This is a genomic window from Archangium gephyra, from assembly GCF_049060025.1.
Taxonomy (GTDB): Bacteria; Myxococcota; Myxococcia; order Myxococcales; family Myxococcaceae; genus Archangium; species Archangium gephyra_A.
Genome location: NZ_JBMEQQ010000002.1, coordinates 7,063,794 through 7,087,013, shown reverse-complemented (window position 1 = coordinate 7,087,013; position 23,220 = coordinate 7,063,794). Strand labels below are relative to the sequence as shown.

Annotated in this window: 20 protein-coding genes; 11 read left to right on the top strand and 9 right to left on the bottom strand. The window is 68.5% G+C overall.

The window, feature by feature from the left end:
• Nucleotides 1–78: 78 nt before the first annotated feature.
• On the bottom strand, nucleotides 79–5,385 hold the full coding sequence (locus tag ACN28I_RS30795; RefSeq protein ID WP_420945489.1) for a hypothetical protein: 5,307 nt from the start codon (nucleotides 5,383–5,385) through the stop codon (nucleotides 79–81).
• 1,043 nt (nucleotides 5,386–6,428) lie between these two features.
• On the opposite strand from ACN28I_RS30795, the gene ACN28I_RS30790 reads away from it, so the two are divergent.
• A complete protein-coding gene (locus ACN28I_RS30790; protein ID WP_420945488.1) occupies nucleotides 6,429–6,776 on the top strand; it encodes a VOC family protein in 348 nt (115 codons plus the stop codon).
• A 34-nt stretch (nucleotides 6,777–6,810) separates the two neighbouring features.
• On the opposite strand, the gene ACN28I_RS30785 is transcribed toward ACN28I_RS30790, so the two are convergent.
• The gene (locus ACN28I_RS30785; RefSeq protein WP_420945487.1) at nucleotides 6,811–7,593 is read right to left on the bottom strand and encodes an SDR family NAD(P)-dependent oxidoreductase; all 783 of its coding nucleotides are present in this window, start codon (nucleotides 7,591–7,593) and stop codon (nucleotides 6,811–6,813) included.
• 158 nt (nucleotides 7,594–7,751) lie between these two features.
• Nucleotides 7,752–8,336, bottom strand: a complete 585-nt coding sequence (locus ACN28I_RS30780) for a hypothetical protein (RefSeq protein ID WP_420945486.1) — start codon at nucleotides 8,334–8,336, stop codon at nucleotides 7,752–7,754.
• Nucleotides 8,337–8,540: 204 nt separating this feature from the next.
• Between ACN28I_RS30780 and ACN28I_RS30775 the strand changes: the two genes are divergently transcribed.
• Genes ACN28I_RS30775 through ACN28I_RS30765 form a run of 3 tightly spaced genes read left to right on the top strand, consistent with a single transcriptional unit; the run spans nucleotide 8,541 to nucleotide 9,618 of the window.
• Nucleotides 8,541–9,071: a DUF6402 family protein gene (locus tag ACN28I_RS30775; RefSeq protein WP_420945485.1), complete on the top strand. Its 531-nt coding sequence runs from the start codon at nucleotides 8,541–8,543 to the stop codon at nucleotides 9,069–9,071.
• Nucleotides 9,068–9,220: a DUF6402 family protein gene (locus ACN28I_RS30770; RefSeq protein ID WP_420945484.1), complete on the top strand. Its 153-nt coding sequence runs from the start codon at nucleotides 9,068–9,070 to the stop codon at nucleotides 9,218–9,220. Before ACN28I_RS30775 ends, ACN28I_RS30770 begins: the two co-directional genes overlap by 4 nt.
• Nucleotides 9,220–9,618 carry a hypothetical protein gene (locus ACN28I_RS30765; RefSeq protein WP_420945483.1) on the top strand — a complete coding sequence of 133 codons (399 nt, stop codon included), beginning with the start codon at nucleotides 9,220–9,222 and terminating at the stop codon, nucleotides 9,616–9,618. Before ACN28I_RS30770 ends, ACN28I_RS30765 begins: the two co-directional genes overlap by 1 nt.
• Before the next feature lie 109 nt (nucleotides 9,619–9,727).
• Here ACN28I_RS30765 and mobA read toward each other — a convergent pair whose 3' ends face one another.
• A complete protein-coding gene (gene mobA / locus ACN28I_RS30760) occupies nucleotides 9,728–10,360 on the bottom strand; it encodes a molybdenum cofactor guanylyltransferase (protein ID WP_420945482.1) in 633 nt (210 codons plus the stop codon).
• A gap of 109 nt (nucleotides 10,361–10,469) precedes the next feature.
• Here mobA and glp point away from each other — a divergent pair, with 109 nt between their 5' ends.
• Genes glp through fdhD form a run of 3 tightly spaced genes read left to right on the top strand, consistent with a single transcriptional unit; the run spans nucleotide 10,470 to nucleotide 13,095 of the window.
• On the top strand, nucleotides 10,470–11,711 hold the full coding sequence (gene glp, locus ACN28I_RS30755) for a gephyrin-like molybdotransferase Glp (RefSeq protein WP_420945481.1): 1,242 nt from the start codon (nucleotides 10,470–10,472) through the stop codon (nucleotides 11,709–11,711).
• Nucleotides 11,708–12,214, top strand: a complete 507-nt coding sequence (gene mobB / locus ACN28I_RS30750; protein ID WP_420945480.1) for a molybdopterin-guanine dinucleotide biosynthesis protein B — start codon at nucleotides 11,708–11,710, stop codon at nucleotides 12,212–12,214. The genes glp and mobB overlap by 4 nt, the downstream gene beginning before the upstream one ends.
• The gene (gene fdhD, locus ACN28I_RS30745) at nucleotides 12,211–13,095 is read left to right on the top strand and encodes a formate dehydrogenase accessory sulfurtransferase FdhD (RefSeq protein WP_420945479.1); all 885 of its coding nucleotides are present in this window, start codon (nucleotides 12,211–12,213) and stop codon (nucleotides 13,093–13,095) included. Before mobB ends, fdhD begins: the two co-directional genes overlap by 4 nt.
• 23 nt (nucleotides 13,096–13,118) lie before the next feature.
• Here the strand turns inward: fdhD and ACN28I_RS30740 are convergent, their stop codons facing one another.
• Entirely contained in the window at nucleotides 13,119–14,183 is a 1,065-nt protein-coding gene (locus ACN28I_RS30740; RefSeq protein WP_420945478.1) for an Rpn family recombination-promoting nuclease/putative transposase, read from the bottom strand.
• Nucleotides 14,184–14,224: 41 nt separating this feature from the next.
• On the bottom strand, nucleotides 14,225–14,791 hold the full coding sequence (locus ACN28I_RS30735; protein ID WP_420945477.1) for an MBL fold metallo-hydrolase: 567 nt from the start codon (nucleotides 14,789–14,791) through the stop codon (nucleotides 14,225–14,227).
• A 92-nt stretch (nucleotides 14,792–14,883) separates the two neighbouring features.
• Between ACN28I_RS30735 and ACN28I_RS30730 the strand changes: the two genes are divergently transcribed.
• Nucleotides 14,884–15,912 (top strand): Rpn family recombination-promoting nuclease/putative transposase, encoded by a 1,029-nt coding sequence (locus ACN28I_RS30730; protein WP_420945476.1) that lies wholly within the window; start codon nucleotides 14,884–14,886, stop codon nucleotides 15,910–15,912.
• 56 nt (nucleotides 15,913–15,968) lie between these two features.
• Here the strand turns inward: ACN28I_RS30730 and pgm are convergent, their stop codons facing one another.
• Both pgm and ACN28I_RS30720 read right to left on the bottom strand, forming a co-directional pair.
• A complete protein-coding gene (gene pgm / locus ACN28I_RS30725) occupies nucleotides 15,969–17,606 on the bottom strand; it encodes a phosphoglucomutase (alpha-D-glucose-1,6-bisphosphate-dependent) (protein WP_420945475.1) in 1,638 nt (545 codons plus the stop codon).
• A gap of 93 nt (nucleotides 17,607–17,699) precedes the next feature.
• Nucleotides 17,700–18,359: a hypothetical protein gene (locus ACN28I_RS30720; RefSeq protein WP_420945474.1), complete on the bottom strand. Its 660-nt coding sequence runs from the start codon at nucleotides 18,357–18,359 to the stop codon at nucleotides 17,700–17,702.
• 294 nt (nucleotides 18,360–18,653) lie between these two features.
• Here ACN28I_RS30720 and glgC point away from each other — a divergent pair, with 294 nt between their 5' ends.
• On the top strand, nucleotides 18,654–19,907 hold the full coding sequence (gene glgC / locus ACN28I_RS30715) for a glucose-1-phosphate adenylyltransferase (RefSeq protein WP_420945473.1): 1,254 nt from the start codon (nucleotides 18,654–18,656) through the stop codon (nucleotides 19,905–19,907).
• Here the strand turns inward: glgC and ACN28I_RS30710 are convergent.
• Nucleotides 19,892–21,388, bottom strand: a complete 1,497-nt coding sequence (locus ACN28I_RS30710) for a hypothetical protein (protein WP_420945472.1) — start codon at nucleotides 21,386–21,388, stop codon at nucleotides 19,892–19,894. The two genes, glgC and ACN28I_RS30710, sit on opposite strands and share 16 nt — an antisense overlap.
• Nucleotides 21,389–21,689: 301 nt before the next feature.
• Here ACN28I_RS30710 and ACN28I_RS30705 point away from each other — a divergent pair, with 301 nt between their 5' ends.
• Nucleotides 21,690–22,193, top strand: coding sequence for a hypothetical protein (locus ACN28I_RS30705; protein ID WP_420945471.1), 504 nt, complete (start codon nucleotides 21,690–21,692; stop codon nucleotides 22,191–22,193).
• Between the two features lie 41 nt (nucleotides 22,194–22,234).
• Nucleotides 22,235–23,128: an alpha/beta fold hydrolase gene (locus tag ACN28I_RS30700; RefSeq protein WP_420945470.1), complete on the top strand. Its 894-nt coding sequence runs from the start codon at nucleotides 22,235–22,237 to the stop codon at nucleotides 23,126–23,128.
• Nucleotides 23,129–23,220: the final 92 nt, after the last annotated feature.

Here is a 23,220-nt window from a genome sequence, read left to right as displayed (position 1 = left end):
CTCGCCCCCTTCCTCGCTTGCTCGCCCGCTCTTCTCAAAATGGCGAAAGTCGAGTCTGACACCTTCTGCTGGGATCGGTTACTCGCCTGCTGCGATCTGAATGCTCCGAAAATGCTCCGATTGCTGGAGCGCGGCAGCGCGTCGATCCCCGATGTCGACGAGCCGATCAAGGATGAGCAGTAGGTCCCGCGCTTGCGTTTTCGTCAGCGGATAGTTGGCGTCGGCGAGCTTCTGGATCACCCCGGAAATGCTCGCCGGTATCCCGGCGTCATTCCAGCGTTCAAGCCTGAACCCTTCCGCATCCATACTGGCCACGACCCACTGGCTTAGCATCTCGATGGGAAGATGCGCACCGGCGCGCTGGCCCAGAGTCATGAATTTGTCCATCACTACGTCGGACCATCCGGCGGCCTGCATGAGCCGATTGATGAGGGGCATTACAAGCGGTAGGTCGCGCCACTCGCCATTGGCGTAGCGCGCTGCGCCAGGCGCGTCCTTCACCGAGATCATCAAGAACGACTCCAGCATCGACACCAGATGACGGTCGCGGATCTCGCCCGGTCGGTAGCTGGTGGGCGAGAACTCCGGCTCCGCCAACATGCGGGTCATGAGGCTGTCGAGGATCGCTAGCGCAACTGGCGGCACTGCCGGAGCATCGTAGATATGCCGGCAGGTGATGCGTTCGGTGAGATCGCCGAGATAGTGCAGGACATCGCGGTGGCGGTGCTTCGAGAGCGGCTTGATAAAGCGCTTGGCTGCTTCCTCGGGAGGGCAGAATACGATCACACGCGCCACGAGGGAGGCGAGGGCCAAGAGCCATTTGTATAGCTGTGAGCCGCGCTCTCGCTCCTCCTCGGCAAAGGGTGGGAAGATGCGATCAGCCGTCCATCGCACAAGCTCGGTCACGTATTCGACGAGCTTTGGGCGTAGTTCATCCCTCTCACCCCATTTCTCGATGGGGAAGGACTTAATGATCTCGGCCGCAAACTGCGGGTTGAAGTCAAAAGACGGATAGGTCCACGTCTCCTCGTTGGCGACCCGGCGCCCGCGCCTCCTTGGCGTCCCGCTTTCAAGCAACCAAGCAGCAGGAGGAGCGACGAGTTCCTCAGCGTAAGGGGAGGCCCCCAGGCGTGCGATGGCCCGCGTTAGCGCCTGCTCCCGATGATGGGTCGCCTGCGCGCTTTCGTCTGCTTCATAGGGCCTGACGGAGACATGGTTCGAGAAAAGCTCGGACGCGAGCACGGCCGCATTCCACGTCAACGCAGGGGGCATGGATGAGGTGTCAAAGAGCGCGGCGAATGCGCCCTGAGCGATGTGGGGATTAGGATCGCTCGCCTTGCTGAGCAACCGGACTCCGGAACTCGCGCATGGCGATCCGCTGGAGATGTCCGCCTTCAGCGCCACCATGCAGAAGAACCGCGGGTCCAACGAATTGTTGCTGTAACGGAACGGCCCTTCCTCCTTAATGTCGGCCGCGCGGTTGATGACCGACCAGGCCCACTTTAGATCGTTCGCTTCTGCGCCGAAGCGGATCGCAAGCGCTGCAACTGCGACGACACAGCTTTGCCGCATCCCAGATCCCAAGTCGGCCACTTGCAGCAGGAGATCAGGCGCATCGCGCTCCTGCGCAAATGTGAGCGCTGCTTCCAGCGTCATCCTCGGGTCGAGTGCGCCGTTCTGGATGGATTGCGCGGCCCAGCTCACGATACTGAACTCTCGCAGCGACTTCTCTGCCTCGATGCGTCGTTCGACGGTCGCCTCGCTCTGCGGCGTGGGGTCGTTATAGGTGAGTTGCACCAGGTCACTGCGTTCAGGGACCTGCCGCAATGCGTAATTCTCTCTGTTGGCGAACTGCGCCCACGCTTCGGCCGTCTCGCGCATGCTGGCCTCTGTCTCGGCATGACCGCGCTGCTCTTCCACCGCGTAAGGCAATTCCGAGGGAAATCGCGCCAGGGCAGCCGCAAACTCCGCACGCTCGCTTTCGTCGGCGCTCAGCGCGTACAGATAGGCGAGGTCCTTCAGTGACCGCTGCCGGTAGGTTCGTCTCTTGAGGTACTGGTCCGCAGCCTTCTGCTTCGCGCTCATCTGCGAGCGAACGTCGAACCCGAAGAGGTTGATCTCGCGACCGCCCTCCTGGACTTGGCGGTGAAAATCCAGCACCCACAGACGCTGCGATTTCATTAGCGCGAGCAGCGAGGGGGCTCGCTCGTTGCGCTCCAACGCAAGCGATACGGCGAGGCCTAAGGCCGCTACACTCTCATGGCCTTCGACGACCTTTCGGATGAGATCGTCGAGATCGGTGCCGGTGTCGAGCTGCTGATGCGCCCAATAGGTCATGGCCAGAAAGGCCGACTCTAACGGCTGCGGCCCGCCTTCACCAAAGAACCAAGCATAGCTACGATCATTGCCCCAGAACTGCTGGGTCCCCCAGGGAAAGGTGATCTCTATCGGAACCGGTGTTCCGTGATGCGGGTGGTTGATTTCATGGATCTGGCACCAGCCAATCGTAGCGTGGTTGGCAAGGTCCCGAACCAGGCTGCGGGCCACGTCCGGCGCGAACTGGAAGAGACTCGCAAACGGCTCATGACCGGGTGCTGGCGGATAGAACGAGCCGTGAAGGTGGCCGATACCTAGATCGTCAAAGTCATACGTTGTGTGCCCGATGGGCTCGAATATGCTTGAGAGCATGCGCTGTTCATTGGGAGTCAACTCACTCTCGGGCTTCTCGCGAAGCGCTTTTCGCCGCGCATAGCGCTGTTCTCGTTCACGTTTCTCACGCTCAAGCTGCTCCTTTGGAAGTTCCTCAAGCACATCGATTTTGACGATCTCAGCGAGCTTTTCGGGGCAGATTTGGCTCAGCACCGGCGCGAGGCCAAACACCGAGTTCAACAGCTCCTCGGACCGACTCTCCCACGCGATCAGCCGATCAAGCGTTCGGATAGCGCTATCCGGATAAGCACGGGCAGCCCGAAGGATGATCTGCCGCAGGCTTCCGGCCAGCGCGTCTCGCGAGTCTGCTTTGAGCGACCGCCATCCCTCGGTCGTCTCGCCTTCCAGTTCGACCGTCCAACTCTCGGCGGCTTCCACGATGCGCTTCGAATAGGGGTTCGGCAGGCCAGCGAACATGTTCTGCCATACGTTGAACAACTCCACGACGTGTGGAAGCATCGTCGCAGGCAAGCGGTCTAAGCTCGCGAATAGCCAGGTGAGCACTCGCTTCCACGCGTTCATGTCCGAAGGCCAGCCCAACAGGTCGGCGGCGCGCACAATCGTCGCGCTGTCGAACCCTTCAACCGGACTTTGCAGGATGAGCGGGCTCGGGATGGTTCGTTCGGCCTGGAACCAGACCAGGAACTTCTCAAGCAAGAGGCAGTCATCTTGCGCCAGCAGGCCCTCGAACACCGCGAGATGATCGGTGAAGCGGGTGCTGGCCGGTGGGCCAAGCAGCCACGCGCGCCGCCATTGGGGGCGCAAGGGCCGCCCATTCAGCAGCGCGTAACCACCCGGCCAGTCGCCGCCACGTTCGAATGTATGTTGGGAAAGCAGGCTGACGATGCGAGCCAGCAGCGGCGGCTCCCCTGCGACAACCAACGCAGCTGGCCAGTCAGACCCGTGATCGATCAGAAGCCGGAAGAAAGCCCATTCGAAGAAGATGTCGTGGCTGAACTTGTAGCTGCTGCCAGCTTCCAGAACATCGATGATCTTGTCGCGACGCAAACTCTCAAGCTGTGTCGCAGTCTCTGCCTTGATGCGCCGGCCGCGGATCGCTTTGCCCAGGCTCGGCGCACCGACCTCCGCAAGGTCGAGGAGCGCGCGTTGGCGGGCATCTGCAGCCTCGGGCTCGACATTGTAGCCACCGGCCTTCCACCACGCGTTGATCAGTTCACTCTCGGTTTGAGGCGGCGGGTTCTTATCGAACCCCATGGCGTTCGTCTGATCAGCGAGCACGGCCGCAAAAAATGGCCGGCGCGCAATTTCTCGAGCGGCCGCGGCGCCAAAGAGCAGTGGCCTCAAGGCGGGATGCTGCTCGGCGAGCGCCTCCGCCTCGTCATCGTCAAGCGGTCCGACTGATACATCGCCTAGGCCCGTCTTCGAATAGAGCGAAGCAGGAATCCAAGATCGTAAGACTTCAAGCCCTTGGTCGCGGGAGGTGACCAGGGCGCGCCAGTGGCGCAGTTCCTTATCCCGCTCGATCGTGTGAAAGAGGTCGGAGACGATACCCCGTTGTTCCGGCTTGATGCGGTCAATGCCGTCGATGAACAACACCGGCGTACCGGCGCTTCCGATCTCCACCAGCAACTCCGCAGCAGAGGCATGCTGAAGGCCTAGCTTGCGTGCGAAACTCTGCCAGTTTGTGCCCTCCAGCCGGTCGGACTTGAGAAGCAGAACCGGACCCTTCTCAAGCGCACGCTCCACGCACCGGCGAAGGATCACCGACTTCCCACAGCCGGGCAGGCCGCTGATGTTGGAGAAGACATATTTCGACGCCGCTACTTCCGCGGCCGTCACGAACGACAGCCGTTCCAAGTTGCAGCCGGCGATATCGGTCCGGATATCCGCAAGCGCGTCTGTCGAGTAGGTCGTGAGGATGGAGAGGTCGTGCGCGAAGCTCGGAGCGATCTTGAGCCGGACGCCCGCGCTACGAAGATCAGCCAGGAGTGACCCGCGCGTCCAAACCTTCGCCACGCCTTCGCCCAGTCGAACTTGGCGACAGAGCAGCTCTACAAACTGCGGCCCACCATTCTCGGATAGAGGAGCTAAACGATTGCCGAGTTCCACCAGCCGGTCACCGCCGGGCTCAAGCCCATCCATGCGATACGCCACGAAATGGCGGTAGAAGTCCCACTCGGCTTCATCATTGGCGGGGTTAATCAAGCCGCGCAGCTCGTCGCGCAGCGCTATGTCTGTCTTGCTGGATTCCCCCGCCGACCCAAAACGCGACACGAATTCGGAAGCCGTCGTGCTCGCCCTCGCGCGCCTGATGAAGCGGTTGAGCGCATCGAGCCGGCCGGTAGCGACAGAATCTGCGATGAAGCCGTACTGATCTTTCCCGACGCGAAAATCCGGCTTCGACCTCGTGGCAAGCGACTCAGAGATCACCGCCTTGAAGTCGGTATCGCTGTCGCTGATCGTCAGGCTGCTCTTGACCTGTAAGCTGAGGCGCGCCGGCTCGTTCTGCCACTTGGTATCGACAACGAGATCGTCCATCGGCTCGCCTTGGGCGGCTTGCTGTACAGCCACCTTGACGACGACGCCGTTCCCGCCCATCGCGGCTTCCTCGCGAAGAAGAGCGGCCAAGTAGTAGGCGACTACGCTGTCTTCATAGGTGAAGCCGCCTCCTCCGGTGAGTTCCGCAGATCGTGACCTCTTCACCTTCTTTGTCATGGGCGGTCGCGCTTCCTCACACTTGTTTGTTCTTCCATTGTTCTAGCGGAGCGGCTGCACTAGGATCAAGCCGGATGACCCGGCGCCAAGCCGCGCGCATTTCTGTAGCGAGAGAGGCCATGGGTGAGGAGCGTTTCAGCCGAGCGGTCGTCGATGTGCTAGGCAAGCGCACTGGCAATCTCTGTTCAAATCCAGTCGGTGTGGGCGTGGTGCACGCGGTGGACGGCGCTCCACAGCAGGGCTAGGTGCTCTAGCGTATAGGCAGGATAGAGGCCGTATTGAGGGGAAGCCTGGTGCAGAAGGACCGAGGAGGGCCGCTGACGGGTGCTGGCCGAGCTGTGCGCCGGGCCTGTGGAGAGGCCACGCAGCCTCCTTGGGCATGCCTGTCCAGGCCGCCCTCCCATGAGGGGCGCGGCAGGGGCACCAGGTCTCTTGGCTGTGGCGGCGTCAGCCTCAACACCCTGCGCCCTGGGGTGGCGCCCGCGCCGGGGTCAGGCTCGCACCTGCCGTGGGCCGTCCCAGGTGCTCAATCGCGCGCACCCCTCCCGCTTGCTTCACCTACGCCAGCACCCCTCGCCTGCCTCCACACCTGACGCAGGCCAACACGTCCACCGCGACTGTCCTGCGCAGCAGCCCCGCGAAAGTCTACTGGCGGCGTCCTCTCCTTCCTCTGCTGCTGCCTCGCCCCTGCCGCAGGCGCCACTCTCCCATCCTCTGCTCCTCCTTGGGGGCGCCTCACGCTCCTCTCCTCCCCACCTGCTTGGGGGGAGCATCCGCATGTGCTGCGAATGTATCTGCTCCGGGGCGGGGTTGGCTCCGCTCGGCGAGTGGTCCAGCCCGGGGGTGGGAACGCGCGCGCAGGTCCGACACTTCCCGGTCGACGTCCCTGGCAAGACCCGGAAGACTGCGAACGAGAGGAGGATGTCGTGTTCAAACGCGTGTGGGCTGGTGCGGCGCTGATGGCAGTGGCGGTAATGTCGGGTTCCCTGGGGTGCCGGTCCGCTCAACGGCCGGGGCCCGACACCGGGACAGAGGGAACTTCGATGAAGGCCATTCACTACCTGGAAATCGTCAGCAACGACGCCGACGCCCTCTGTGGGCTCTACGAGCGCGTGCACGGTCTCTCCTTCGGTCCTCCGGATGCGGACCTCGGGCAGGCCCGTGTCGCGACAGCGCGGGATGGAACCCTGGTGGGCATTCGCAAGCCCCTGGCCGCGCACGAGGCGCCCATCCTCCGGACCTACTTCGCGGTGGACGACATCCAACGAGCAGTGAAGGAGGCCGAAAACCAGGGCGCCCTCGTTGCCTACCCTCCGACCCGACAGGGGCGGAGGGGAAGCTTCGCCATCGTCATCCAGGGTGACGTGCAACACGGCCTCTGGCAGCCCTAGGGGGAGGGGCACTCACTCGAGGCGGCGGGCAACCTCAGCGCGCGGTGTAGCCGCCGTCCACCACGAGCTCGGTGCCGGTGACGTAGCGCGAGGCGTCCGAGGCCAGGTAGACGATGGCCTCGGCGATGTCCTCGGGCTCGCCCATGCGGCCCAGCGGCGAGGCGCCCTCGAGCTTCTTCCACGCCTCGTCCTCGCTGCCCACCTGCTGGACGAAGCCGTCCCACCAGTCCGCGTTCTGCCAGATGGGCGTGCGCACCCCGCCCGGGAACACCGCGTTGACCCGGATGCTGTCGGGCGCGCACTCCATGGCCACCGCCTTGGTGAGCATGCGCACCCCTCCCTTGCTCGCCGAGTAGGCCGCCGTCCCGGGACTGCCCACCAGCCCCGACACCGAGGCCACGTTGATGATGGAGCCCCCGCGCTTGCCCAGGCGCATGGTGCGCACCGCGTACTTGGTGCCCAGGAAGACGGCGTCCAGGTTCACCGCCATCTGCTCGCGCCACTCGGCCATGGACATCTCCGCCACCGAGCGCGAAATGGCGATGCCCGCGTTGTTCACCAGCACCTCCAGCCGGCCATACACGTCCACCGTGCGCGCCATCACCTTCTGCCACGTCACCTCGTCCGTGACGTCGTGCACCACGAAGAAGGCCAGCCCTCCCGCCGCGCGGATCTCCTGCGCCACCTGCTCGCCCGCGGGCGAGATGTCCGTGACCACCACCCGCGCGCCCTCCCGGCCGAACAGCTTCGCCGTGGCCCGCCCGATTCCCGAAGCCGCCCCCGTCACGAGGGCCACCTTGTCCTTCAATCGACTCATAGAGGCCGCACCCCCCTCGCCCGCTCCACCCGGAGCGACGCCTGGGTGAGAACGCACGTTACCTGAGTTGCGGACCTTTCCGGGGGTGTAATTTTAAAGAATCACTGAAGTCACGTACCCAGAGTGGAGGCGCCGAGGCGGGGAGTACGGGCCAGGCCTCATCTGCCGCGCGAGCCGCCACCCCGACTGGTGCCCCGCCGCTCGGGGCTCTGCCTCGCCCCGCCCCGCTGCGTGCCGCGTCCCGCGGGCGGAGACCCGCGCCCTGGTGGGGTGCGATCGCCCGGACCCGCCGGCTCGTGGGCCGTCCGCGCCGCCGCGCTCCGAGGCGCCCGGCGCTCACCACTCGCCGCCGGGGCACTCCGGGCCGGGCGCCGCCGCGTGGAGGAGGGCTTCGCCACGGCTTCCGCCTGCTTGCGGCGATGGCGCGAGGGGCCCACCTTCTCGCCCGTCTTCAGGTCCACCGTCTCGCGCGCGATGAACTTGTTGAAGTTGCTCCGGTGCCCGTGCGCATGCGCCGAGTACACGAGCGCCAGCTTGTTCTCCTCGAACTTCTCGAAGAACTCGTCCCAGCTGATGGGCTCCAGCGTCCCCCGGCCCCCGTAGCCCGGGAAGTCGATCCGCAGGATGCCCGCATGGCCCTCCTCCCCCGTCCCCGTCACCATCGAGGGCCGCCCACAGCGCAGCTCCGCCCACTGGCGGATCTCCTCATGGTTGATCGTGACGTGGGAACTCTTCGTCGTCATGGCGCACCCCCTGTTCCCCTCCTTATAGAGGGTGCACCTCGCCGCCTCGGGTAACCACCCCTGTGCCTCTCGGGGAGCCCCCCTTTTCCGGCTCGCGCCGCGTGTTGGCCCGGTGCACGGACAGGCGAAGCGGGGCCTCGGGTGGATGCGACCCGGGGGGATGCTCTTCCCGCCGGCTCGAAGGGTGTGGCAGCGTGGGTGGCCATGAGCACGAAGACGTTCTGCCCCCATGGAATGCCGCCGCTCATGTGCATCAAGTGCCAGCAGCAGCGGTCCGAGCCCCCACTGCAAGCCTTCACCGGCAACCTGACCTCCCCGCTCCTCGCCAAGGCACCGGTGACGCAGGCCCCCCCGCCGCAGGCCCAGGCCGCCGCGGGCTCCGGGTTCGACATCACGCAGATCCCCGCCATCATGGACAAGCTCGGAGCCGTGCAGGGCCCGCGCTTCATGCGCAGGTGGTTCAACGGCCCCGCCTTCGAGCTGCCCATGGACTTCAAGACGGGCCGCAAGGACGCACGCCTGTTGGACAAGGCGCACCGCATGGAGGACCTGCCCTTCGAGTGGCTGGAGAAGTCCAAGCGCGTGGGCCCCACCGTGAAGTCGGTGGTCGAGGAGCTTCTCCGACGTCTACGAGTTCAATGGGCGGGTCGGCCGGGTCAAGAACGCGCTCGACCAGCTCTCGCCCGGGCTGATCGTCCTCATGGAGCGGCTGGAAGCCCTGGGATTTCAAGGTGACGAACGACAGCTTCAATGAGCACCGCCGCCGCACCGGCAAGGGCGGTGATTTCATCGCCTTCTCCACGGTCAAGCGCGTTCCGGTCTCCATCCTCGTGCACCTCGGCAGCATCGACTTCGACGAGTACCTGGGCAGAAAGGGCAAGTGATGGGAGCCCGTCCGCTCCGCTTCGTGCTCGGGGGAGGGCTGCTGCTGCTGCTCGTGGCTCCGCCGGTGGGTTACTACCTGTACCTGAAACGAGTGGCCGCCCAACGCGCCGAGGTGCTGGGCGTGGACTGGAACCCCAGCCGCACTTGCTCCATCACGACCTACGTTCCCTCCCTGGGAGAGAATTCGGCCAGCAGCCGCTTCTTCCGCCTCTTCAGCTCGCGGGCCTTCTTCCGCGTCCACGATGCCCAGGGCAGGCTCTTGCGCAGCTCCGAATGGCTCCTGCTCCAGAACGAAGCCGATGACGAGCCCCCGCGATGGGTGAGCGAGGGACAGGTGGTCTACCCGACCTCCCAGGGCTACGAGGGATGGGCGCTTCCCGAGTGCGGACCGGAGTGAGTGCGGGGCCTCGGGTGGATGCGACCCGGGGGACGCATACCCTCACCCCGTCCCTCTCCCGGGGGGCGAGGGGTGATTGCTCGCGGGGTGGTTGCTCAGGAGTGGTTGCTCATTTGGGAGCAACGGGGAGCGTGGCGTTGTGGCGCGCCAGGTCCTCCGGCGTGTTCACGCTCACCACCGAGCGCAGCTCCGCGTCCACCGCTCTCAGTGCGTCCTCGGCGAGCAGCTTCGTCCGGACACGGGACAGCAGGGTTCTCAGCGAGGGCTCCTCTGTCTTCAGGGCTTCGCCCCACGCGTCCGCCAGCGTCCTCCGGTACAGCGCCAGCAACGGCTCCACCCGGCCCCCCACCGTGAAGCACACCGCGTCCACCTCCGGCTCCCGCGCCCGCAGCAGCACCCGCACCGCCGCCTCCGCGATGAAGGGCATGTCGCACGCCACCGCCAGCACCCACTCCGTCCTCGCCCCCACCAGGGCCGCGTGCACCCCTCCCGGCGCGCCCCTGCCGCGCACCACGTCCTCCACCGTCCGCAGGTGGAAACGCGTGTAGGGCCGCGAGTCGTTCGCCACCAGCAGCGCGTCCCCGCACAGCCGCCCCAGCTCCAGCACCCGCGCCAGCACCGGCCGGCCCTCCACCTCCAGCAGGCCCTTCGCCACCCCGCCCAGCCGCTCGCCCCTCCCGCCCGCGATGACCGCCAGCGTCACCTCCGGGTACTCCGGCCCGCTTCGTTCCCTATCGCTCACGCCGAGCCTCCTCGCGCCTCCGCGCTCCCCGTGCTCCGTCCGCTGGCGGAGGCTACCTTCACTCCGGCCCCCACACGCCCCACCCTTGCGCTAAAGCTCCCTGGGCGACATGTCCCTCACCCCGCTCGCCACCGCCCGGAAGGCCGCGCTCGACGCGCTCCGCCCCGCGTCCCCCACGCGCGTCCCCCTCCTGGAGGCCCTCGGCCGCTTCCTCGCCCAGGACGTCGTCGCCTCGCGCTCGCTCCCCGGCTGCCCCGTCTCCGCCATGGATGGCTATGCCGTCCGCGCCGAGGACACCTCCGGCTCCAACCGCGACCGGCCCGCCCGCCTGCGCGTCGTCGACACCATCTACGCCGGCCACCTGCCCTCGCGCTCCCTCCAGTCCGGCGAGGCCTCGCGCATCTTCACCGGCGCTCCCCTTCCCCAGGGTGCCACCGCCATCGTCCGCCAGGAGGCCACCCTCGTCCCCGCCGAGGGGCTCGTCGATGTCTGTGTCAGCGTTCCGCCCGGCAAGGACATCCGCCCCACCGGAGAGGACATCCTCGAGGGCATGCCCCTGCTCCGAGCCGGACAGCGCGTCGAGGCCTCCATGCTCGGCGTGCTCGCCTCCATGGGCGACACCCATGTCCTCGTGCGTCCGCTGCCCCGCGTCGCCGTGCTCGCCACCGGGGACGAGCTGGTGCCTCCCGGCGCCCCCGCCCTGCCCCACCAGGTGTACGAGAGCAACCTCATCCTCGTCGCCGCCATGGCCCTCGAGGCCGGTGCCCGGGTGGTGGCCCAGGAGCGCGCCCGCGATGAGGACGAGATGCTGCGCTCGGCCCTCCAGCGGCTCGCCCAGGGCACCGATGTGCTCATCACCACCGGCGGCGCCTCCGTGGGCGACAAGGACCGCGTGAAGGGCCTCCTCGCCGGGCTGGGCGCCTCGTTCCTCGTGGACGGCGTGGCCCTCAAGCCCGGCAAGCCCGTGGCCGTGGCGAGGCTCGGCACCACCACCGTCGTCGTGCTCCCCGGCACCCCCGGCGCCGCCACCGTCGCCTTCGACCAGTTCGCCCGGCCCCTGCTGCTGCGCTACCAGGGCGTCTCCGAGGAGCGCCAGCGCGTCCGGGTCCGGCTCGACGCCGAGCGCCACAAGCAGGCCGGCTTCACCTACCTCATCACCGGCACCCTGGAGACGAGCGACGACGGACAGGTGTGGACCCGGATGCGCGTGCACGGCGCCGGGCAGCACCTGCAGAACATCGCCGCCGAGGGCTACGCCGTCCTCCCCCCGGGCCGCGCCGACTTCGTCTTCGGAGACGAGGTGGACTTCGAGCGCTTCGACCGTCCCCGCTTCCTCCCGGTGGAGCCGTGAGGCGTCCGCCCGCCCTCGCCGTGGTGGGCTGGTCCGGCTCGGGGAAGACGACGCTCCTCACGCGGCTGGTGCCCGAGCTGCGCCAGCGGGGCCTGCGCGTGGGGGTGGTGAAGCACTCGTCCGACGCGCACCCGCTGCACCGCGAGGGCAGTGACACCGCGCGCTACGCGGAGTCCGGTGCCGCCTTCGTCGCCTTCGCCAACCCGGCCGGCGTGCAGCTCACCTTTCCCGAGCCTCCCGGAGCGGTGCTGGCCCTGCTCGAGCGCTTCACCGACACGGTGGACCTGGTGCTCGTCGAGGGGTGGAAGCAGGGGCCGCTGCCCAAGCTGGAGGTGTGGCGCGAGGGGCTGGGGCCACTGCTCGCGGCGGAGCGGCGGGACGTGCTCGCGGTGGTGGGCGAGGCCGAGGTGCCCGAGGGAATGCCACGCTTTGGCCCGGAGGAGGTGCAAGCCATTGCCACCTTCCTCCAGCAGTGCCTGCGGGACGGAGTGCTGTCGCGATGAGCGAGGACAGACACCTGGCCCCCCTGCCCCCGGGCGTCACGCGGCGGCCCGTGCGGCGCTACACCGCGGATGGTCAGCTCGCGCCCGATGAGCCGGACAGCGTGGCCCTCGAGGAGCCGCTCGACATCCGCATCAGCGGGGACACGGTGGCCGTCACCATGCGCACCCCGGGCGCGGACCGGTACCTCGTCACCGGCTTCCTCTTCGCCGAGGGCCTCATCCACTCGGCCGAGGACCTGGGAGGCCTCGCCCACTGCGGCAGGCCCGGCGAGGAGGGCTACGGCAACACCGTCGAGGTGACTCCCGCCCCCGGGCTCGTCATCGACCTGGAGCGCATGGGCGCCACGAAGCGCGGCACGCTGACCACCGCGGCCTGTGGCGTGTGCGGCCGGCGCAGCGTGGAGGATTTGATGGCCACGTGCAGCCCCGTGCCGCCGGGCCCGGAGCTTCCCGCCTCGGTGCTCGCCCACGCCACCGGGCACCTGCGCGCCGTGCAGCCCAACTTCGCCCGCACCGGCGGAGTCCATGCCGCCGCCGCGCTCGACGAGCGGGGCACGGTGCTCGCCGCCTTCGAGGACGTGGGCCGTCACAACGCCGTGGACAAGGTGGTGGGCGCGCTGGTGCTCGAGCAGGGGTTGCGCTCGGCGCGGGCCTCGCAGCCGGCCGCGATGCGCCCCACCGTGCTCGTGGTGAGCGGGCGCGTCAGCTTCGAGATCATCCAGAAGGCGGCCATGGCCCGGTGCCCCTTCGTGGCCAGCGTCTCGGCCGCGAGCTCACTCGCCATCGACCTGGCCGAGCGCGCGGGAATCACGCTCGCCACCTTCGTGCGCAACGGGCGCTTCAACGTGTACACCCACCCCGAGCGCCTCCGCGAAGGCTGAGCCCCGCGTCCGGAGGGGCTGCGCTACTGGGCCGGACCGTCCAGCACCTCGGACAGGGTGGTGGCGTTCAGGGCGCGATCGAACCAGCGGTCCAGGGCCTCCCCATCCGTGCAGGACAGGATGTGCTGCCGGGACGCCTCGTCGACCTGCACGCCCCGCCTGGTGAGAATCCGGAGCACCGCCTCGGCACGCCCTTGGAGCCGCCCCTCCTCCCGGCCCCTCGCCAGGCCTTTCTCCAGGCCTTTCTCCAGGCCTTTCTCCAGGCCTTTCTCCAGACCCTTCCGGACTCCCTCCTCGATCATTTCCTCGGCCCAGCTTCCCATCAGTTCCTCCGCTCGTTGCCGGTCCAGCACCGAATGTAACACCCGCCTCGCCGCTGTGTGGACGCCCTTGCCCTCGGTCCACTGCAGGTAACGGATGACCACCACCAGATGCTCGGCGCCTTCGGGGCCCGCCTGCACCTGAGCGAAGAGCGCCACCCAGTCCGGCAGCTTCCGGGCCAGTTCTCCGGTTCGTCCGTAGCGCAATACCAGCCAGGCCAGCCGGGCCAGGGGCGGGCCGGAACGCGCCCTCAGCGCCTCTTCGCGCTCGGCCGTCAGGTCATCGAGCAGGTACTCGAAACGCGGCACCAGCGCTCGCCACCGCTCCCGCTGCTCCTCTCCTTCTGGCAGAGCGAAGAGATCCTCCACCCGGCGCGGCGCCGTCCAGGTGCCCTCGGGCCCGTGGTACATGACGAGCGGGATGATGAGCGGGAGCACCTGGCTCTTCGGATGCTCCTGACGCCAGCGCTCCACCTGGCGCACCACGTAGCGCAGCATCCTCAGCGCCATCCACCCATCCACCGAGGATTGGTGTTCGAGCAGCACGTACAGCAGCAGCGGGTGGCCCGTGCGCAGCCGAGCCGTGAAGAGCAGATCGCTCTCGGTCTCTCGCAGCTCCGGGTCCACCACGGAGACGGGCTCCCGCTTCAAGGACGACCAGTCCACCTCGGAGACGACGTGCGCGGGCAACACGGCACGCAGTTCCGCAGCGGCCCGCTCGGGATGGCCAAAGGTGTAACGGGCGAAGAGGTCATGCAGTCCAGACATGGCCAACCAGGCCACAGCATTTAGCGGGCCAAGGCCGCGGCTCACTCCGCCCGGACGCGCTTGGGCACCTCGACGTGGTCCAGGTCCCGCACCGCCACCACGTCCTGGACCAGCACCTGCGCCTCCTGCACGAACGCCGCCGTGTCCTCGTAGCGCTGCGAGAAGTGCGTGAGCACGAGCCGCCGGGCCCCCGCCTTCCATGCCACTTCCGCCGCCTGACGCGCTGTCATGTGGAAGTGGCTGTGCGCCTCCTCGCGCTCACTGTCGAGGTACGTCGACTCGCACACCAGCAGGTCCACCCCCTCCGCGAGCTTCCCGGCGTTCGCACACGGCCGAGTGTCCATGATGAACGCGAAGGACTGGCCCTCCCGCTTCTCGCCCACGTCCTCCAGGCGCACGGTGCGGCCCTCCACCTCGACCACGCCCCGCCGCTGCAGCTCCCCGACGCGCGGCCCCGACAGCCCATGCTCCGCGAGCCGGCTGGGAATGAGCTGCACCCGCGCGTGCTCCTCGAGCCGGAAGCCGAACGTGTCCACCGAGTGCTCCAGCCGCGCCGCCGACAGCTCGAAGCCCTTCGTCTTCGCCAGCACGCCGTCCTTCGCGATCATACTGGACGGCCGGGGCGGAGGTGGACGTCCACGGCTGGCGCGCACCCCACGTGGCGCCCCTGGCCCGTGAAATGCTCGGGGCATGGCTGGCCATGTCTGGACTGCATGATCTCTTCGCCCGCTATACCTTCGGCCACCCCGAGCGGGCCGCCGCCGAGCTGCGCGCCGTACTGCCCTCCCATGTCGTCTCCGAGGTGGACTGGTCGTCCTTGAAGCGAGAGCCCGTCTCCGTCGTGGACCCGGAACTGCGGGAGACCGAGAGCGATCTGCTCTTCACGGCGCGCCTGCAGACGGGCCACCCGTTGCTGCTCTATGTGCTGCTGGAGCACCAGTCGACGGTGGACCGGTGGATGGCACTGAGGATGCTGCGCTACGTGGTGCGCCAGGTGGAGCGCTGGCGTCAGGAGCATCCAAAGAGCCAGGTGCTCCCGCTCATCATCCCGCTCGTCATGTACCACGGGCCCGAGGGCACCTGGACGGCGCCACGCCGGGTGGAGGAACTCTTCGACCTGCCAGCAGGAGAGGAGCAGCGGGAGCGGTGGCGAGCCCTGGTGCCGCGTTTCGAGTACCTGCTCGATGACCTGACGGCTGAGCGGGAAGAGGCGTTGAGGGTGCGCCCGGGCCCGCCGCTGGCTCGATTGGCCTGGCTGGTGCTGCGCTACGGACGGACCGGGGAACTTGCCCGGAAGCTGCCGGACTGGGTGGCACTGTTCGCCCAGGTACAGGCGGACCCCGAGGGGGCCGAGCATCTGGTGGTGGTCATCCGTTACCGGGTGTGGACCGAGGGCAAGGCCGTCCACACAGCGGCGAGGCGGGTGTTACATTCGTTGGTGGATGGGCAACGAGCGGAGGAGTTGATGGGAACCTGGGCCGAGGAAATGATCGAGCGGGGGCTCCAAGAGGGCCGACAAGAGGGTCTGGCGGCGGGCCGGGAGGAGGGACGCCTCCAAGAGCGTGCCGAGGCGGTGCTCCGGATTCTCACCAAGCGCGGCGTGCACGTCGACGAGGCGTCCCGGCAGCACATCCTCACCTGCACCGACGGCGCCACCCTGGACCGCTGGTTCGATCGCGCGCTCAGCGCCACCGCCCTCTCCGAGGTGCTGGACGAGCTGGCCCAGTAGGGGCGTGGGGAGGACGCCCGCGTCCTCCGCCCGCGCCTCGCGAATCATCCCCGGGCTCAGCCTCGCGCGAAGGCGTCGCCGACAATCTTGCGCGCCTCCTCGACGATGGACTCCAGGTGCTTCGCGTCGCGGAAGCTCTCCGCGTAGATCTTGTACACGTCCTCGGTGCCCGAGGGCCGCGCGGCGAACCAGCCGTTCTCCGTCACCACCTTGAGCCCGCCGATGTCCGCGTTGTTGCCGGGCGCCTTCGTGAGGCGCTGGAGGATGGGCTCGCCCGCGAGCGTGGTGGCGCGCACCGCGTCCGGCGACAGCTTCTTGAGCGCCGACTTCTGCGCCGCCGTGGCCGGCTGATCGATGCGCGTGTAGAGCGGCGCGCCGAACTTCCGCGTCAGCTCCTGGTAGTGCACGCCCGGATCCTTGCCCGTGCGCGCGAGAATCTCCGCCGCCAGCAAGTCGAGGATGATGCCGTCCTTGTCGGTGGACCAGACGGTGCCATCCCTGCGCAGGAACGAGGCGCCCGCGCTCTCCTCGCCGCCGAAGCCGAGCGAGCCCTCGAGCAGCCCGTCCACGAACCACTTGAAGCCCACGGGCACCTCGACGACGCGCAGGCCGAGGTCCTTGCCCACGCGATCGATCATGCTGCTGCTCACCAGCGTCTTGCCCACGCCCGTGCCGGGCTTCCAACCCGGACGGTTGCGGTAGAGGTAGCTGATGGCCACGGACAGGTAGTGGTTGGGATTCATCAGCCCCACGCTGCGGGTGACGATGCCGTGCCGGTCCGAGTCCGTGTCGTTGCCGAAGGCGATGTCGTAGCGGTCCTTGAGCTCGACCAGGCCGGCCATGGCGTAGGGCGACGAGCAGTCCATGCGAATCTTGCCGTCGTGGTCCACGCGCATGAAGCGGAAGGTCGGGTCCACCGTCTTGTTCACCACCTGGATGGACAGGCCATAGCGCGCGGCGATGGGCTCCCAGTAGGCGAGGTTGGAGCCGCCCAGCGGATCCGCGCCGATGGACAGCTTCGCCCCGCGCACCACGTCCAGGTCCACCACGTTGCCGAGGTCCTCGACATACGGGGTGATGAAGTCATACGTCTTCACGGTGGAGGCGGTGAGGGCGCGCTCGTAGGGAATGCGCTGCACCCCCGCGTTGCCCGCGCCGAGCAGCTCATTGGCGCGCTTCTCGACCTGGCCGGTGATGCCGGTGTCGGCGGGGCCGCCGTTGGGCGGGTTGTACTTGATGCCCCCGTCATCGGGCGGGTTGTGCGAGGGCGTGATGACGATGCCATCGGCCAGCCCCTGCGTGCGCCCGCGGTTGTAGGTGAGGATGGCGTGCGAGATGACCGGCGTGGGCGTCGCCTCGCGGGTGAAGCGCACCTGGACGCCGTGGGCGGCGAGCACCTCGAGCGCCGAGCGCTGGGCGGGCTCGGACAGCGCATGCGTGTCCATGCCGAGGAAGAGCGGGCCGTCGATGCCCTCCTTCTTGCGGTACTCACAGACGGCCTGCGTCACCGCGAGGATGTGCGCCTCGTTGAAGGCGCGGCGCGCGGACGAGCCACGGTGGCCGGAGGTGCCGAAGGCCACGCGCTGCTCGGCCACGTTCACGTCCGGCTGCTCCGAGTAGTACTGGGAGCGCAGCGTCTCGGGGTTGATGAGGAGGGAGTCGGGGGGGAGCTTGCCAGCGAGAGGATGGGCCACGCGGCGAATCTACCGCCGCGTGGCCCCGCCCCCATGCACTTGTTTGTTCCGATGTTGCCTCGTTCACGCCGCTCGGGCCGGGCGCGCGGCGCGTTACGGGGTCGGAACCGGAGCGCCCGCGGGCGGCGTGGCGGCGGGCTCGTTCACCCGCTCACTGTCGCTCGGGAAGCTGTCCCCCTCGAAGCGCTGGTCGTCCTCGAGGCCCGAGCCGCCCGTACCGCTCTTGTCCTTGTCCTTCGCCTTGTCCTTGTCCTTCGCCTGGGTGTCCTGGTCCCGCGGCTGCGCGGCCCCCGTGTCCGTGGTGCCGGTGTCCGTGGTGCCGGTGCCACCCGTGCCACCCGTGCCCAGATCGTCCTGCATGCCGGAGCCGCCCGCGCCCTGGTCGCCCTGCAGGCCGGTGTCATCCGTCGGAGCGGTGGCGTCATCCTGGATGACATCGTCCTGGATGAGGTCGCCGGAGCCACCCGTCCCCGGGTTCTCCGGGTTCATCGTGCCCGAGCCGCCGTAGTCCTCGGGCATCGTGGCGCCCGTATCGGGCACGGGCTCGCCGAAGTCGTCCTGGCCCATGTCACCGGCGCCTCCCGTGCCTCCCGGCGCGGGCGGGGTGGTACCTCCCTGGTCCGCGGGCGGCGTGGTGCTCTCCGCGGGAGGATCCGACGGCGGCATCTCCGCCGCCTTGTCCGACTTGCACGCCGTCCCGAACGCCATGGCGCCAGCGATGAGACCGGCCAGAATGAATTTGTTCCGAGTCATGATGGTGTCTCCCCCTCGAATCAGCCGTTGTTGGCCGGGAACGTGGGGAGCCCGAGGCCACCCGGCAGGGAGCGCCTCCCGGGCCGGCCGCTCATCGGGGCGGCGCGTCAGAACCCTTGCCGCGCCCGGACTGTCCTCTCGCGCGCGGTGCAAGGGTTGGGTTCTCAACATCGCCGCGCGGCGTCTCGTACCCCGCGTGGGTGCGCGGGCCGCCCTTCCGTGGCGCTCCGTCCGAAACCGCGCCTTTCCCGAAAAGCTCCCTATACTGGGCCGCGGTAGGGGGTTCTCCAGCACATGAACAATCGCAAGCGCGTCCTCGGGATGATTCTCGCGGGGGGTCAGGGCACACGCCTGGCGCCCTTGACGTCCAGGCGCTCCAAGCCGGCCGTCCCGTTCGGGTCCAAGTTCCGCATCATCGACTTCGCCCTCAGCAACTTCCTCAACTCGGGCGTCTACGCCACGTACGTGCTGACGCAGTTCAAGGCCCAGTCGCTCACCGAGCACATCCAGCGCGGCTGGCGCTTCGGCTCGGGCCTGCTGGCCGACTACTTCATCACGCTCGCCCCGGCGCAGATGTACCTCTACGAGGAGCTGGGCAACGTCTGGTACCGCGGCACGGCCGACGCCATCTACCAGAACATGCACCTGGTGGAGAACTACCGCGCGGACAACGTGGCCATCTTCTCCGGCGACCACATCTACAAGATGAACGTGGCGCACATGCTGGAGCAGCACGAGGCCCACCGCGCCGACATCACCATCGCGGCCTACCCCACGGCACTGGCGGACGCCACGCGCTTCGGCGTCATGCAGGTGGACGATCGCGGCCGCGTCACCGAGTTCCAGGAGAAGCCCAAGGACCCCAAGGCCATGCCGGGCAAGCCGGGGATGGCCCTGTGCAGCATGGGCAACTACATCTTCAGCCGCCGCGTGCTCAGCGAGCTGCTGGAAGTGGACGCGCGCACCGAGGGCTCGCAGCACGACTTCGGCAAGGACGTGCTGCCGCGCGCGCTGCGCGATGGCTACCACATCCACGCGTATGACTTTCACTCCAACCCCATCCCCGGACAGACGCGCGCCAACACGTACTGGCGCGACGTGGGGACGATCGAGGCCTACCACGAGGCCTCGATGGACCTGGTGTCGGTGGACCCGGAGTTCGACGTCTTCAACCCGGAGTGGCCGCTGCGCACCGCCGTCGAGTACAGCCCCCCGGCCAAGTTCGTCCACGAGTCGGGCGAGCGCATGGGCCGCGCGCTCAACTCCATGGTGGCCGGAGGCTGCATCATCTCGGGCGGCACGGTGCGCGAGAGCATCCTCTTCCGCCGGGTGCGGGTGAATTCCTACTCGCTGGTGGAGCGCTCCGTGCTCTTCGACGAGGTGGACATCGGCCGGCACGCCAAGGTGAAGAACGCCATCATCGACAAGGACGTGCGCGTGCCGCCCAACGCGAGGATTGGCTACGACCTGGTGGCCGACAAGGCGCGCGGCTTCACCGTGACGGACAACGGCATCGTCGTGGTGCCCAAGGGCTACAAGTTCGACTGAGGCGCGCGCGCCGAGCGCCGCAGCCACAGGCACCCGAGCGCCAGCAGGGCCGGGTAGAGCAGCGCCCGCTTCGGCATGTCCGTGCCGGGCGCCATGCGGTAGGCGTGCAGCAGCGGCGAGGGGTGGGACCAGGCCTGGGCCCGGAGGCAGAGCCAGGCCTGGGCCCGGCGCTCGGGCAGGTCCGGGCCCGGGCACATACCGGGCTCGACGAAGAGGGCGTTGAGCAGCTCGTTGGAGCGGTAGATGCTGATGAGGTGCGGCACCGAGGCCACGGCCAGCAGCACGGCCAGCAGCACCGCGCGCACCGGCGTGGCCACCAGCGGGCGCACGAGGGACTCGGCCGCCGGGGCATAGGCATACAGCAGCACCAGCAGGGCCGCCGGCAGCCACGGCAGCACCAGGCGCGGGCCCCACGCCCACCAGCCGAACGGCGCCCACCAGCGCGACAGCCCGACGCACAGCATGCCCACCAGCGCGGCCACGCCCAGCAGCGGCAGCCAGGAGGGACGCACGGTGGCGCTGCGCCGCTGCCTCGCCACCGCCAGCGGGAGCGCGGCCAGCAGCAGCACGAGGAAGGGCCAGTAGAAGAGCAGCCCCGCGTTGGGCGCCACCCACAGCGCGGCGAGGTGCTCCACCTGCACGCCCAGGGGCGGGCCCCAGCTCGCCTCCACCAGGTAGCTCGTGTTGACGGGCGAGCCGAAGCGGAAGAGGTTGAACGCGGCCGTCAGCCCTCCGCTCAGCAGGACACCGGCGGCGCTGCCCACCAGACGCCCGCGCTCGGCGCGCAGCAGCTCGCGCCACGGCTGGCCCGGGAGCTGGTGCACCACGACACACGTGGCCCCCAGCAGGGCGATGAACGGGAACGCCGTCTCCTTGGAGAGCCCGGTGACGAAGGCCAGCAGGGCCAGGAGCCATGGGCTCTTGCGCCGCAGCCAGGCCGCCGCCAGCGCCGCCGCGGCGAAGGTGGCCACCATCTCCCCGAACGAGCGCGTGGCGTAGTGGAAGAGCAGGCCACTGGCCAGCACGAGCACCGCCGCCACCGCCACCGGGCGCGAGCGCACGGCCAGCGTCCGCCACGTCATGGCGAGCAGCCCGAAGAAGGAGGCGAGGCTCAGGGAGCCGAGCGCGCGCCCGGCGTCTTCCTGCGAGCCTCCCGCGAGGCGCACCCCGAGGGCGGGCCCGTACTGCAGCAGGGGCCACTTGCCGGCCTCGGTGCAGCCCGACCAGCGCCCCTCGGACAGACACGCCCGGACACCGTCGGCGCACCGGAGCAGGTCCTGCGTGTCCCCGTCGAGGAAGAGCTGCCTCGCCATCACCCGGGCCAGCGCCGCGATCGCGAGCAGGCCGAGCACCCACCCCAGCCGCGGGAGCAGCCTGGGGAGGAAGGAGCGGGCACCGGACCGAGCCTGGGCGGCATCGGTGTTGGGAGACGGGGAGTGGGGTGTCGGCGGGGACATCGGGGTGCCCGTTTCGTACCTCATCCCCACGCGGGATGCCTCCGGGGAAATGGGCCCGCGAGGCAGGCGTCCCGCAGCCACGCTGACCGTGAGCATCCCGGTCTAAGCCAGGAGGGGCAAGTCCTGTCAGGGGGAGGTTCCGGCCGCGAGGGGGAGCAACTGGTCCGATTGTTGGACCAGTCGGCACGCCGCGCGGCCGGAAGGCGCCCCGTGCTTTCCCGCGGGAGCACCCCTGACAGGACCTACTCCAACTGGCTTAGCCGGAGACGGGTGCGCCAGGCTCCCTCCCCACGCACCTCGCGAGTGCGGGAAGGAAGACGCGCGCATGACAGATGATGGACTGCGGCTCCGGTTCCAGAGGGATGACGACGGCACCGGGGAGCTTCATGCCAGCGTCCGTTCCCAGGGCTTCAGTGGGCATGGCAGCGCCTGGATCGGCGCGGCGCAACTCGAGCACTTCGCCTCGGCGCTCGCGGCGTATCCCCTGACCGAGGAGGCCCGGAAAGGCCTCGCCGGTGGGTACTGGAGGAACGACCGGTTGGAGCAGGTCCACGTGGGGCTCTCCGCCTACCCGTTCGATTCCGCCGGCCACATCGGCGTGCGCGTTCTGGTCGCGACGCCCGTCGGTCCCTCCGACCGCCCGCTGTCCCAGCACGTGACCGAGGTCGAGCTCCAGACGACCTATCATGAGCTGGAGAGCTTCAGCCGGGAAGCTCCGGGAGCTGCTGGCGGGGGAACGGGAGGAGGCCCTCCTGCGGGCGGACGGGCGGAGCTGACCCTCTTTCGCGCACGCCGTGCCGGGGGCCGCCGGTATCATCCCCCCTCATGAACGTGGATGTGACGCCTCCCGAAAGACAGACAACCCTGCGATTGAACGACGGCCGCACGCTCGCGTGGTCCGAGTGGGGACCCGCCAGCGGCCTCCCCGTCCTGTTCTGCACCGGCGCCGCGATGAGCGGCTCGCTCGGCTTCGGCGCGAACGAGCTCGCGGACCTCGGTATGCGGCTGCTCGCCATCGACCGGCCCGGGCTCGGCGCGTCCACTCCGCATCCCCAGAAGACCTTCGCCTCCTGGGTGGAGGACGTGCGCCAGCTCCTCGCCGCACACTCCCTGCGCGACGTCACCGCCGTTGGCTTCTCCCAGGGCGCGCCGTTCGCGCTGGCACTCGCGGGCAGCGGCCTCGTGAAGGCCGTGGCGCTCGTCTCCGGGCAGGATGACCTCGCCTGGCCGTCCCTCGCGCCACTGCTGCACCCCGACGTGGCCGCGATGGTCCGCGCCGCCCGGCAGGACCCCGCCGGTTTCGAGCAGTCCTTCGCGCGCATGGCCACGCTGGACGGCCTGTGGCAGCTCATCCTCGGCATGAGCGGCGAGCGCGACCGGACGCTCTACCTCGGTGAGTCCTTCGGCCCGGCATACCAGCGGGCCCTGCGGGAGGGCTTCTCCCAGGGCGCCCAGGGGTACGCGAGGGACCTCGTCAACGCCCTGGGCCCGTGGCTGGTGGAGCCGGAACGCATCCCCATCCCGGTGGACCTCTGGTACGGCGGCGCGGACACCAGCACGGTGCACTCGCCCGACTTCGGCGCCACCCTCGCCACGCGCCTGCCCCACGCCACCCACGTCCTGGATCCCCAGGAGGGCGGCTCCATTCTCTGGACGAGGGCTCGCGACATTCTCCTGAGACTCAGGAGCCACGTTCCGGGGAATGCGAACCTGCTGGGGGACTGGCCGGTCCCCTCCGAACCCCCCGGCCAGTTGCCCTGCTGAACCCGTCCCCCAGCCCCAATTCCACAGGCGCACATGCGGACCGGAAGCAGGCGCCACTTCGTGAAGCGTCAGCCCGACGGGCGCCCTGAAGT